This is a genomic window from Flavobacterium sp. ASW18X, from assembly GCF_005144745.1.
In the GTDB taxonomy this organism is placed as follows: Bacteria; Bacteroidota; Bacteroidia; order Flavobacteriales; family Flavobacteriaceae; genus Croceivirga.
Genome location: NZ_SWKK01000004.1, coordinates 410001 through 422810 on the forward strand (window position 1 = coordinate 410001; position 12810 = coordinate 422810).

General features: G+C 36.5%; 12 protein-coding genes. 10 read left to right on the plus strand and 2 right to left on the minus strand.

The annotated features are described in order from the left end of the window. The first annotated feature begins 2 nt into the window (after window positions 1–2). From FBT53_RS04630 to FBT53_RS04645, 4 genes are all read left to right on the plus strand, one after another. Window positions 3–512, plus strand: coding sequence for a CPBP family intramembrane glutamic endopeptidase (locus FBT53_RS04630; RefSeq protein WP_169630310.1), 510 nt, complete (start codon window positions 3–5; stop codon window positions 510–512). After that, entirely contained in the window at window positions 509–1270 is a 762-nt protein-coding gene (locus tag FBT53_RS04635; RefSeq protein ID WP_136949993.1) for a TIGR02757 family protein, read from the plus strand. Before FBT53_RS04630 ends, FBT53_RS04635 begins: the two co-directional genes overlap by 4 nt. A 120-nt stretch (window positions 1271–1390) precedes the next feature. Continuing rightward, window positions 1391–2863: an alkaline phosphatase PhoX gene (locus FBT53_RS04640; protein WP_136949994.1), complete on the plus strand. Its 1473-nt coding sequence runs from the start codon at window positions 1391–1393 to the stop codon at window positions 2861–2863. An 8-nt stretch (window positions 2864–2871) separates the two neighbouring features. Further along, window positions 2872–4683, plus strand: coding sequence for a cytochrome-c peroxidase (locus tag FBT53_RS04645; protein WP_136949995.1), 1812 nt, complete (start codon window positions 2872–2874; stop codon window positions 4681–4683). 24 nt (window positions 4684–4707) lie between these two features. Here FBT53_RS04645 and FBT53_RS04650 read toward each other — a convergent pair whose 3' ends face one another. Then, window positions 4708–5844, minus strand: coding sequence for a Gfo/Idh/MocA family protein (locus tag FBT53_RS04650; protein ID WP_136949996.1), 1137 nt, complete (start codon window positions 5842–5844; stop codon window positions 4708–4710). A gap of 106 nt (window positions 5845–5950) precedes the next feature. On the opposite strand from FBT53_RS04650, the gene FBT53_RS04655 reads away from it, so the two are divergent. The 5 genes from FBT53_RS04655 to FBT53_RS04675 all read left to right on the plus strand — a co-directional run bounded on the left by FBT53_RS04655 (window position 5951) and on the right by FBT53_RS04675 (window position 10293). Continuing rightward, complete coding sequence (locus FBT53_RS04655; protein WP_136949997.1) at window positions 5951–7438, plus strand: S10 family peptidase; 1488 nt, start codon at window positions 5951–5953, stop codon at window positions 7436–7438. Then, entirely contained in the window at window positions 7439–8071 is a 633-nt protein-coding gene (locus FBT53_RS04660; protein WP_136949998.1) for a chloramphenicol acetyltransferase, read from the plus strand. A gap of 170 nt (window positions 8072–8241) precedes the next feature. Next, a complete protein-coding gene (locus FBT53_RS04665; RefSeq protein WP_136949999.1) occupies window positions 8242–8511 on the plus strand; it encodes a hypothetical protein in 270 nt (89 codons plus the stop codon). A gap of 64 nt (window positions 8512–8575) precedes the next feature. Further along, window positions 8576–9580 (plus strand): LLM class flavin-dependent oxidoreductase, encoded by a 1005-nt coding sequence (locus tag FBT53_RS04670; protein WP_136950000.1) that lies wholly within the window; start codon window positions 8576–8578, stop codon window positions 9578–9580. A 38-nt stretch (window positions 9581–9618) separates the two neighbouring features. After that, window positions 9619–10293, plus strand: coding sequence for an SGNH/GDSL hydrolase family protein (locus FBT53_RS04675; RefSeq protein WP_136950001.1), 675 nt, complete (start codon window positions 9619–9621; stop codon window positions 10291–10293). On the opposite strand, the gene FBT53_RS04680 is transcribed toward FBT53_RS04675, so the two are convergent. After that, window positions 10290–11702 (minus strand): glycoside hydrolase family 71/99-like protein, encoded by a 1413-nt coding sequence (locus tag FBT53_RS04680; RefSeq protein ID WP_136950002.1) that lies wholly within the window; start codon window positions 11700–11702, stop codon window positions 10290–10292. The two genes, FBT53_RS04675 and FBT53_RS04680, sit on opposite strands and share 4 nt — an antisense overlap. A gap of 82 nt (window positions 11703–11784) precedes the next feature. Here FBT53_RS04680 and FBT53_RS04685 point away from each other — a divergent pair, with 82 nt between their 5' ends. Further along, window positions 11785–12780: a glycosyltransferase gene (locus FBT53_RS04685; RefSeq protein ID WP_136950003.1), complete on the plus strand. Its 996-nt coding sequence runs from the start codon at window positions 11785–11787 to the stop codon at window positions 12778–12780. Window positions 12781–12810 lie beyond the last annotated feature (30 nt).

The following is a 12810-nucleotide window of genomic DNA, read 5'->3' on the forward strand; positions in this document are numbered from 1 at the left end:
ATTTGCCATTACGGATTAGTACTTCTTTTAAAAAACGTATCCTTTATAGTCTACTAGGTTGGCAATTATTGTTTGCGATAAGTATTGGTATGTTTGCAGGGGTATTACAAAAATTACTGGCATTAGACTTTGGAGAACACTCAGTAACAAAGCTCTTAGAAGAATATTCTGGCTTACAATTATTACTTTTTGCAGTGGTTTTAGCTCCTATTCTAGAAGAAGTAATTTTTAGGGGACCTTTATACTTTTTTAGAAAATGGAGCAGATTTAAATATGTATTCTACCTTTTGTCCTTTCTATTTGGCATCATGCACATGTTTAACTATCAGAACTATGACGATGCTCTGTGGTTTGCACCATTATTAGTGGCACCCCAATTGGTCACTGGAATCTTTTTAGGATATGCACGGATTAAACTCGGTCTTTTGTATTCTATAGCATTGCATGCTTTATTTAATGGTATTTTGGTGGGACCATTTCTTTTTATAAAATTAATTCAGGGTTTAGCATGACAAAAACCGAGTTAAAATCATTTTTAGATGAGAAAGCTGCTTTTTATGAGAATCCAGAGTTTCTAGAAACCGACCCTATACAGATTCCGCACACCTTTACGCGTAAAGAAGATATAGAAATCAGCGGGTTTTTAACAGCTACCATTGCTTGGGGTAATCGAAAAAGTATCATCAACAACGCGCAAAAAATGATGCGCTTTTTAGATCAAGCACCGTATGATTTTGTTATGAATCATAAAGATAAAGACCTATTAGCCTTACAGTCTTTTGTTCATCGCACTTTTAATGGAGATGATTTTAGTTTTTTTATTAAAGGATTACATCATATATACAAGGAATATGGTGGTTTAGAGAATGTATTTAAATCTCATCAATCTAAAACAAGTTTACAACCTGCCATTAGCCAGCTAAAACTTTTGTTTTTTGAGCCAGAACATTTATCTAGAACCCAAAAACATGTTAGCGACCCGGCCAAGGGTTCTGCCGCCAAACGTATTAATATGTTTTTACGTTGGATGATTAGGCCCAATACTAAAGGAGTGGATTTTGGACTTTGGGATATTCCTACCGCTAAACTTTCTTGCCCATTAGATGTGCATTCTGGAAATGTAGCTAGAAAATTAAAACTCTTAAAACGAAAACAAAACGACGCTAAGGCGTTACAAGAGTTAGATACATCCCTACAAAAATTAGACCCAATAGACCCAGTAAAGTACGATTTTTCTCTCTTTGGACTTGGTGTTTTTGAATCATTCTAAATAGTAACGTAACCGTAATATTCTAAACCTTCTCTTAATCCAAAGAAAATATGGGATTAAGAAACGCTTAATAATGTGGCGATACTTTTAAGAAAATTTTAAAAAGCAAACCACATTTAAATGAGAACACTTAAAAACACATTAATTCTTGCGGGCATTGCGGCCTTTGCGTCTTGTGATAGATTAGACGATTTTGTAGGCGGTGGAGACAATGAAGGAGAGGAGCCAAAGGGGATTACTTTAGCTAACCACTCTAACACCGCTGCTTATTTTAAAACCATGCCTGGTTTTGAAAACGTAGAAATTTATTCTTTATTAAGTTCTGGAGATCAATTGCCAGACTCTCCCAATTTTGTGTACGGATCTATGGCAGATGGTGCAGGTCTTATCGCAGAAGAGGATGGTACTTTTACTTTAATTAACAATATAGAAGCAGACTATTCTATAGCCAGAATTACACTAGACGAAACCTTTAAGCCAGTTAAAGGAGAATACATTCTTAATGCAGAGGCTACGGCTTACACTGCTCAATGTTCTGGTTCTTTAATTACGCCAGAAGAACACGGTTTTGGTCCTATCTACCTTTCTGGTGGGGAATGGGGTGGTTCTTCTAAAGGTGTTTTTGCAACTGACCCTTATAAAAGTACTACTAACGCAGGAGTAGCTTCTTTACTACCAAATTTTGGACAGTGGTCTACAGAGAATGCTGTTGTTATAGGTAAAGATGCTTTCCCTGGTAAAACAGTGGCTTTTATAGGTGATGACCATTCTGATAACGAAGTTCCTTCTGGACAATTAGGTATGTATGTGGGTGACCATGGCGATTTAAACGGTGGTAAACTATATACATTAAAAGTAATGACAGAAGGCATCAACTACGAAATGGATATGGTAGAGGGCGAAACTTACGAAGCTGAGTTTATAGAAATGGAAGAAAGAACTATTGACCTTTTAGATGCTGAGGCTAAAGAAAAAGGAGCTATGGGCTTTTCTAGATTAGAAGATATAGACTGGAGAAGAGGTATTGGCGCTAACCAAAGAGAAATCTATTTTGCTGTTACAGGTAGAAAAAAAGATGGTTTAGTTGGTAAAGGAACCCTTTACGGTAGAGTTTACAAAGTTGTTTTAAGTGAAGACGACCCAACTAAAGCTACTATTTCTTGTGTATTAGATGGTGACAAATTAGATGGTAAGGCTAAAGAATTCCATAGCCCAGATAACATTGTCGTTACTAAAAACTATGCTTACATACAAGAAGATCCAAATGGTTATCCTGATACTGATGACAAAGCACACTATGCACGTTTATATCAGTATAACTTAAATACTGGAGAAATAAAAACAGTACTAGAGTGTGACCAAGTAGCAGCTGCTGCCAACGGTGTTGGTGTAGAAAATAGAACTTGGGAAATTACAGGTATGATAGACATTTCTGAAACAATAGGAATGGATGATACGTTTATCATGATCACTCAAAATCACGGTTGGGAGCCAACAGACGGTTCTGCTTTCACAGATCCTATGGCAAGTACTGACCCTAACTCAAGAAAAGAAGGAAGCCAAATGTTCGTAGTGAAGGGATTGGCTAACTAATTAGTACTATGAAATATCATTTTAGAACTATTACCAAAGGGGTTTATGCTTGCATAAGCCTCTTTGCTATTGTGTCTATTTCTTGTAAAAACACAAGTAAAGACAAAGAAATTACCAATGTAAAACAACCGTTTAACTTGCGAATTGCTCAAATTTACAAGGACGATTTGCTACGTTGTGCTGCTTATGTAGATAGTATACAACATACAGAAAACACCAAAGACCTTGAACGCTACTACTTAGAAGCGCGTTCTCTTTTTAAAGCTGTAGAACCCATATTGGCGTTCCAAGATGTTAGTAATTATACCTTTTTAAATGCTCCAAATATTTTAAAGATAGAAGAAGAGGATTTAACTAATATTCGTATTAATGACCCTAAGAGTTTCCAAACTTTAGAAGAAAGCATTTATGCAAATGAATTGGATATACAGACCATTCATGGAGCTGCAAATCTTATAACGCAACGTCTTAAGCTTCTAGAAAAAAATACAGATTTATCATACTTAAAAGACCATCACATTTTATGGATGCTTCGTGATGCCTTGCTGCGTGTAGCATTAACTGGAATTACAGGATACGATTCTCCTGTTCTAGAGGCTTCACTTTCAGAAAGTGCAACGGTGTATCAAACTCTTAAAGATGTTTTGATGGCGGCCCAAACAAAATTCCAAGATAAAGCTCTATATGAGGCTTGGTTAACCGAAGTAAACCAAACTATACAAGTATTAAATGAAGGAGAATTTGTCTCTTTTGACCGATTCGATTTTATAAAAAATCACACCAACAAACAGCTAACACTTTTTAACAAAACAGTAGTAGATTGGGAGGTGAAATTTCCGTTTACCATGGCCATTAACAATGATGCTACTTCGGTTTTTTCTAATACCACGTTTAATACAAAACACTTTACGGATTTAAAAAATCCTAAAACAGGTGATGCCGTTGTACAACTAGGTCAACTACTATTTAATGACCCTAATTTGTCTAAAAAAGGGAACATGAGCTGTGCTACATGTCACCACAAAGACAAGGCTTTTACAGACGGATTAAAAGTTTCTAAAGGTCAAAAAAGAAATGCCCCTACCCTCACCTATGCCGCTTTACAGCAAAAATTCTTCTATGATACTAGAGCGGGAAGTTTAGAAGGACAAATTGTGGCAGTTGTAACTAATCAAACGGAGTTTCATGCAGATTTAGACTTTTTATTAGAAAAAGTAAAGCAAAACAAGGTATATAAACCACTATTTGATAGTATATATAATGGCAAAGTTACTGACTTTACCATTCGTAATGCTATGGCTGAGTACATCCGCAGCCTGTCTCCATTTAATTCTAAATTCGATAATAACATAAATGGTTTAGAAAATACGATTACAGAAAGTGAAAAACTGGGTTTCAACATATTTATGGGGAAAGGTAAATGCGCAACATGTCACTTTCCACCGGTATTTAATGGCACTATTCCGCCCGCATACAATGAAACTGAGGTAGAACTTTTAGGGGTCCCAGCAAAAAATGATACTATTAATGCCGTGGTAGATGCAGATTTGGGTGGTTTTCATTTATTTGGTACGGAAGAGCGTAAGTACTTTTTTAAAACACCAACGGTAAGGAACGCTGCTTTAACAGCACCTTATATGCACAACGGAGTATACCCAGAATTAGCAGAAGTAGTAGATTTTTATAATCGCGGTGGCGGTGCTGGCATAGGTATAAATCTACCCTTACAGACCTTACCACCAGACCCGTTGCAATTAAGCATAAAAGAACAACAGGCACTAGTGGATTTTATGGAATCCTTAACGGACTCCAATTTATAATTTAAAAGCCCCTGAACGGGGCTTTTAAGTTGAAAAACCATAGTTTTCTGGGATATCTAAAGCTATTGTTTTACCTCCTTTAGCAATAGATTCATAAATGGCACTTACTATAATCATATCTCTTTTACCCATTTCTCCAGGTGCCAAATTGGTAGTACCATATAAAATATGAGCGGCAAAATCGTCCATTTGTAATTTTTGTTGACTTTCATGCGGAAAATCTAATTTTTTACCATCAGAAGTACTACCGCTTAAAGGGCCATAATTGTTAGCTGGCTGCAATTTAAACCATCCATTAGTGCCTGATACATACATGCTGTTGGCACTAAAATTATGAGAAGTGGTAATGTTGGCTATCGCTCCACTGGAGAAATTCAATTGAGCTGTAATAGTCTCATCCGTATTCTTAAAATATTCTGGTCGTGTAGAGAATTCTTGAGCAGAAACAGAAATGGGGTTCTCACCTGTTCCGTAAATAGCACTTTGTATAGCGTAAACACCCATATTTAGTAACGCGCCACCACCAGACAATTCTTTATTTAATCGCCATTGACTTGGATTACCCGTAGAACGGTAAGCTGCTTCCGCAGAAACAAAGGTTACATCGCCATAGGTTTTCTTTTTCACAAACTCCTTTACTTGTTGGGTATAGGGTTCTGAATGCAACCTATAGCCGACTCCCAATTTTACGCTAGCCTCTTTACAGGCCGCAATAATTTGGTCACATTCAGCTACAGAAACCGCCATAAGTTTTTCACAAATAACGTGTTTACCTGCCTTTGCCGCGCGTATACAAAAATCGGCATGCATAGCGTTGGGCAGCACTACATACACTACATCTATTTCGTCATTGTCTTTAATAGAGTCAAAATTTTCGTAGTTATAAATATTACCCTTAGGAAGATTGTATTTTTTAGCCCACACATCTTCTTTTTGGGGTGTTCCCGTAACTATACCAGCTAGGTAACAATTTTTAGTATCCTGCAAAGCAGGTGCCAATTGGTCTGTGCTATAATTACCTAACCCTACCAAGGCTACACCTAATTTCTTTTTATCCATTTTTAGTTGCGTTAATCCCAAAGGCAGGTTGGCGGCGAGTAAAGTTCCACCAGCACCAATTGCCATTTTAGAGCTGAAGTTACGCCTAGACAACTTTTTCATAAGCTTTTAGTGTTTTCTCTAAAGGTAAAGAGAATCGCGCTATAGGTTTAAACTCAATTCGTTTAAAAATTGATTATTTTCGGAAGTAACTAATTAGACCCAAAAAATGATAAAAAAACTTCTATTCCCAGTAACCCTAATAGTAACTACATTGTGTTTAGGGCAACAACGCACTATACCCATAGACACTTCTGTGACTACCCAACATTCTGTAACCATAAATGGAACTCCCTTAAATTATACCGCAACAACTGGAACACAACCCGTTTGGGATGAAAACGGTAAACCCATTGCTGCTGTACATTATACCTACTACACAAAAAATGGTGTAAAAGACAATACAAATAGACCATTACTTTTTTCGTTTAATGGTGGTCCCGGATCTGGTTCTGTATGGATGCATTTGGCTTATACAGGACCTAGAATATTAAAGATAGACGATGAAGGATACCCCGTACAACCTTACGGCGTAAAAGAAAACCCCTATTCTGTACTAGATGTTACAGACATCGTTTACATAAATCCTGTAAATACGGGTTATTCTAGGACTATTCCAGAAAGTGGTAAAGAAGTAGACCGTGATAAGTTTTTTGGCATTAATGCAGATATTAAATATTTGGCAGAATGGATGAATACTTTTGTGAGCAGAAACAACCGTTGGCGTTCTCCAAAATATATTATTGGTGAAAGTTACGGTGGTACCCGCGTTATGGGGCTTTCCTTGGCTTTACAAAACCAACAATGGATGTATCTAAATGGGGTAATCATGGTATCCCCTGCAGATTATAAAGTGATTCGCGTAGGCGGTCCTGTTTCTTCGGCTTTAAACCTGCCCTACTTTGCTGCTGCAGCCTGGCATCACAAAGTATTGCCATCATCGCTACAATCTAAAGATTTGTTAGAGGTTTTACCCACCGTAGAAGATTTTACTATCAATGAATTGATACCCGCAATAGCCAAAGGTGGATTTATTAGCAAAACAGAAAAAAATGCAATTGCCAGCAAAATGGCCGAATATTCAGGCCTAAACAAACAAGACATATTAGACCACAATCTTGACGTACCTACCGGTTTTTTCTGGAAAAATCTTTTAAAAGACAAAGGAGCATATACCGTTGGTAGATTAGATAGCCGATATTTAGGCATTGATAAAAAACGTTTTGGAGACCGTCCGGACTACAACTCAGAAATTACTTCTTGGCTGCATAGCTTTACTCCTGCAATCAATTATTACCTACAAGAAGAATTAAATTTTAAGACCGATGTAAAATACAATATGTTTGGTCCTGTACATCCTTGGAACAATGAAAATGATAATACAAGAGACAATCTGCGCCAAGCTATGGCACAAAACCCTTATTTAAATGTTTTAGTCCAATCTGGCTATTATGATGGGGCTACTACTTATTTTAATGCCAAATACACTATGTGGCAGGTAGATCCAAGTGGTAGAATGAAAGACCGGTTTGAGTTTAAAGGATACCGTTCTGGACATATGATGTACTTGCGTAGAGAAGACTTGAAAAAAGCAAATGACGATATCCGAGCTTTTATTAAGAAAACAACAACTAAGGGTGCTAGTGCCAAGTATTAAATGAAGAAAATAACTTTTACTTCTCCGCATAGAAAAAAACATTTTGATTTTTTTAATGGAATGAGTCATCCACATTTTCAGCTTACTGCAAATGTGGATGTCACCTATTTTTTATCAATTATTAAAGCAAATAAGTTACCACTAAATCAAAGTATTGTTTATTTGCTTTCACATACCGCAAATACACTACCAGAGTTTAGATGGCGAATACGTGATAACGAGATTGTAGAACACCCAACGGTACAACCTTCTTATACAATACCTGTAGCTAATGAAGATGTTTTTAGCTTTTGTACAGTAGCATATCATCCAGATTACACCACTTTCTTAAAAAGAGCAGAAGAAGTTCAACAACAAATGATTGCCAATCCTTCTTTTGAAGATGAAGTGGGAAGGGATGATTATCTTTTTATGTCTGCCATACCTTGGATTAGTTTTACCAGCATGCAACACGCAATGAACTATCATCCCCACGATTCTGTACCACGCATTTCTTGGGGAAAGATTTTTGAACAAAATGACAAGATGTTAATGCCATTGAGTGTACAGACTCATCATGCTTTAGTGGATGGCAGCCATATGGGTAAATTCTTTACCATGTTTGACGAATTTCTAAACAATTTTAATAAATAACCAGTAATTTTTAAAAATTAATAGGTTTTTTGTAACAAATTGATGATTTTACATACAAATATGTAATCCTACTTAAGAAGCATCGGCTTTGGCAAATGATTAAACATCCTAAATTATTGGTTCACTGATGTTATTTAAAAGGTTATTAATCAATCTTAAAATCTATAAATATGGGTTTCTCCAGTGCATCAAAAAGTGTAAAATTTAATCTTAATCAACTAAAATCTAGAGCACATTTAGATTACAAAGATGTGTATGGAAATAAATCTATGCGCGGTAAAACCGAGTTAAATTTTACTCAAAGTTCCCCTGCAGCTATGGCCAAAGTAGAAAAGCTTATAAGTAAAAACAGACGTGTAGCTCGTTTTTGGAATCTGGTTAGTATTGTTCTACCCATTGCCCTAGGACTGTTGCTTTTCTATTTAGTTTATACCCTTTAAAACTGTAAGTTTTACGTCTTTTTCCGTACTATTATACTAGAAAAGAAAGAGGAGTAATTGACGTATGGAAACTTTAAAATATTCGGTATTAGACTTAGTTCCTATAACTGAGGGTGATACCACCAAAATAGCATTAGATAAAAGTTTGGATTTGGCACAGCATGCCGAACAACTGGGTTATACTAGATTTTGGGTGTCTGAACACCACAACACTCCTAGTTTAGCTAGCTCTGCTACAGTTGTTGTTTTGGGCCACTTAGCACATGGAACAAAAAAGATAAGAATTGGTTCTGGTGGCATCATGTTGCCTAACCACGCTCCTTTAGTGGTTGCAGAACAATTTGGAACTTTAGAAGCATTGCATCCAAACAGAATAGATTTAGCTCTAGGTAGAGCACCAGGTACAGACCAGGCAACTGCTTTTGCTCTTAGACGTGGCCGCGATGAAAGTGTACAAGATTTTCCTAAAGAGGTAGTAGAACTACAAAACTTTATAGCTGTAGAAAATTGGGGCAGTAAAGTGCGGGCCCTTCCAGGAGAAGGAGCTAATATTCCCATTTATTTATTAGGCTCCAGCAACTTTTCTGCTAATTTGGCTGCTGAGCTAGGTTTACCCTATGCTTTTGCTAGCCATTTTGCTCCAACGCATTTGTTTTCTGCCTTACATGATTATTCTTCAAACTTTAAATCTAGCAAACAATGCCGTACACCTTATGCCATGGCGTGTGTTAATGTGATTGCCGCGGACACGGATGAAGAAGCACACTATTTAGCTACCAGTTTTTATCAATTTGCTATGGGGATTATAACCAATGTTAGAAGACCTTTGCCACCGCCTGTAAAAAGTATGGATAAGCTATGGACGTTAGAGCAAGAAATGATTATTAAAAATATGATGCATTATACATTTATTGGGTCTCCTAGCACCATTAGAGAACAATTACAAGTGTTTATTGAGAAAACTAAAATTAAAGAATTGATTGTTACCACCAATATTTACGACCATGAGGCAAGAAAAAAATCGTATACGTATACCGCTGCAATTTTACAACAAATGGTAATGGTCTAATTAATTGTTTTATCTTAAGTGCTTAAACTGCACAACCTATGAAATTGACCAAAACGTTTTTAATTATCATGCTTTCATTTCTAGGAATATCACAAAACAGTAAAGCACAAGAACAAGATTGGCCTAATCTTGCTAAATACCAAAAAGCCAATGCGGAAGCAGAAAACGTGTCTGTGGTTTTCATGGGCAATAGTATTACAGAAGGCTGGGCCAACGTAAATCCAGACTTTTTTGCTAATAATAACTATGCTAATCGTGGTATTAGTGGACAAACCACACCCCAAATGGTATTGCGTTTTAGACAAGATGTTATTGCACTACAACCAAAAGCAGTGGTGATTTTAGCGGGCACTAATGATATTGCGGGTAATACAGGACCTATGACCTTGGAGCAGATTAGAGATAACATGTTATCTATGGTAGAAATGGCTCAGCGAAATGATATAACACCCATTGTATGTTCTGTACTTCCAGCATATGATTATCCTTGGAGACCAGGTCTGCAACCTAATATTAAAATACCTAAGCTAAATTTGCTGCTCCAAGAAGTTTGCAACAATACGGGAGCCGTATACTTAGACTATTTTACCCCTTTGGCAGATGAAAGAAACGGACTCCCCAAAGAACTTTCTTATGATGAAGTACACCTTACCAAAGAGGGCTATAAAAAGTTAGAAAAACTTGTTACCAATTGCTTAAACCAACAGCTTTAATTGTTTTCTAGATGATATAAACGTACGGCCTTTAATAAAGCTTTGGCGCGTTTAGTTTTTCCTTTTTTCATGTAGAAATACGCACGGTCTAAATATTTTTTAGGCCCATCATTATCCTTTATTGCCGTAGTTTTTGCCGTGGTTTCATTTGACGCTAGAGCCTTACGTAATTGATATAATTCTAAGGCAGTTTGCAGGTCTTCTGGCGTGTAAGAAACCCCAGTATATTGTTGTAATAATTGTAAATATAGAAATCCGAATTCTTCTGTGGGTTCTATCATGGTACCTTCTCCAAAATCATTCCAAGTTATTAATTGTATAAAATCGGCATCTTTATGATGAGTATAATTTAAGGTCTCCACAAAGGTATCTCCAGCGTTATGCGGTATTTGCCAATCGTGTTGTAAGCCCCAACCACCTTCTTCGCTATAATTAATAAACCCAGGGTAAGCACTACCCACTGTCATTTTATTAAATTGAGGATAATACCAATAATAATGTTCGTGAGCCTCTAAATGCGTACGGTCTACCCACGTAAATTCACCGCTGGCACTCTCGCCCACCCAATTGGCTGCAGTTCCCCAAATGCTTAAATAATTAGGTTTGTTGGCAGGAGAAAAAACACTAAATATTTCGTCCCAAGCTTCTGGTTCTTGTATATGGTGTGGTCCAAAAACAAAGAGAAAAGGTTTATTACGCCATTTCATATACCTTGGACTCGCAAAATAAGTATCCTTAATGTAGTTAAAATCATGTTTAGCAGCTTCAATTTTGTTAGGTGCAAGACCTAATTCCACAGCTTGTACAGCAGTCCTATCCTCGTACATTACAGAAAAATCTAATCCCAAATCCTCTAATCGCCACATAAAAGACTCTGTAGCCTCTTTAATTACCTGATAATCGTAAAAATCTCTACTCCCATACCAGTCAAATATAACTCCATCAATACCCGCTAATTTCATCATTAAAAAATGATATTCTTGTAAATCTGGGTCAACCGAAGAATAAGGTCCTATTAATGGATAATAAAACGAAGCAATTTCACGCTTTCCGTATTCATCAATATTATCAGGATTCATATTAGCCATGGTCCAGTGATTTCCCCAGTAACCATCCACTGGTTTACTCTGAAACCAAGGCATGTAGTGGGCAAAAACTTTTTTAGGATTAGTTTTTACAACTTCCATCCCAGAAACATCCATGATTTTGGCTGTATCTGTTAATAATAACAAGCTATCTTCCTCTACCAGCAATTGCTTTAATTCAGCGGCAGACAAGTCAGATTCTGAAAACGTTACATCAACTACTCTAGTTTCTGATGTGGTTGATACCTCCTCTTTCTCACAAGAGAAGAAAAAAACGAAACTTATAATAATTAATACGGAACGTAAACGGTAATTTCTATTCATTGGTGGATTTTTTGAAGCATCAAAAGTATGAATTGGACTACATTTCAATCAATGTATTCGATAAATGGTATATTTAGTGTCGATGATTAGCATACTTATTCCGTTCAAAAACACGCAAGCCTATTTAAACGCCTGTTTAGAATCCATTTTAAAGCAAACTTATAAAGATTGGGAAATACTAGCGGTTGATGATAGTTCTACTGATAATAGCAAGGATATAGTTGAAGGATACGCTAAACTGCATCCTAACATTCATTACATCTTAAATACAGGTAATGGTATTATACCTGCACTACAAACAGGCTACCGACATGCAAAGGGCCAATTTATTACTCGGATGGATTCTGATGATATTATGGTGCCGCACCGTTTAGAGGTTATGGTACAATCTTTAAGGTTACATGGACACGGACACGTAGCGGTAGGGCAAGTTAAATATTTTTCTGAAGAAGGTATTAGCGATGGTTATGCACGGTATGAGCGTTGGTTAAACCAACTGACCGCAAAAGGGACTAACTATACAGAAATCTATAAGGAATGTGTGATTCCTTCTCCTTGTTGGATGGTTCACAAATCAGATTTTGAAAAGTGCGATGCATTTAACCCTACTAGATATCCAGAAGATTATGACTTAACTTTTAGGTTTTACGCTAACCATCTTGAAGTTATACCTTGCAAACAGGTATTGCATCTGTGGCGCGATTATGGGACTAGAACCTCTAGAACGCACGAACATTACGCGCAAAACTATTTTTTAGAGATTAAACTTCATTACTTTCTAAAATTAGAATACAACACTAAAAAACCGTTGGTAATCTGGGGTGCTGGCTATAAGGGTAAAACCATAGCAAAAAAGCTAACCAAAAAAAATATTCCATTTATTTGGGTCTGTGACAACCCAAATAAAATTGGTAAACATATTTATGGTACGGAATTACAACATTTTTCTTTAATTGAATCTTTAAAGGAACCCCAAAGTATTATTACCGTTGCGAACGAAAAAGCACAAGAAGAAATTAGAAAATTCCTAAGTCAACAAAATCAAAAACAGGCATTAGATTATTTCTTTTTCTGCTAATACCAAAAGCGTATCTTTGATAATTAAAAC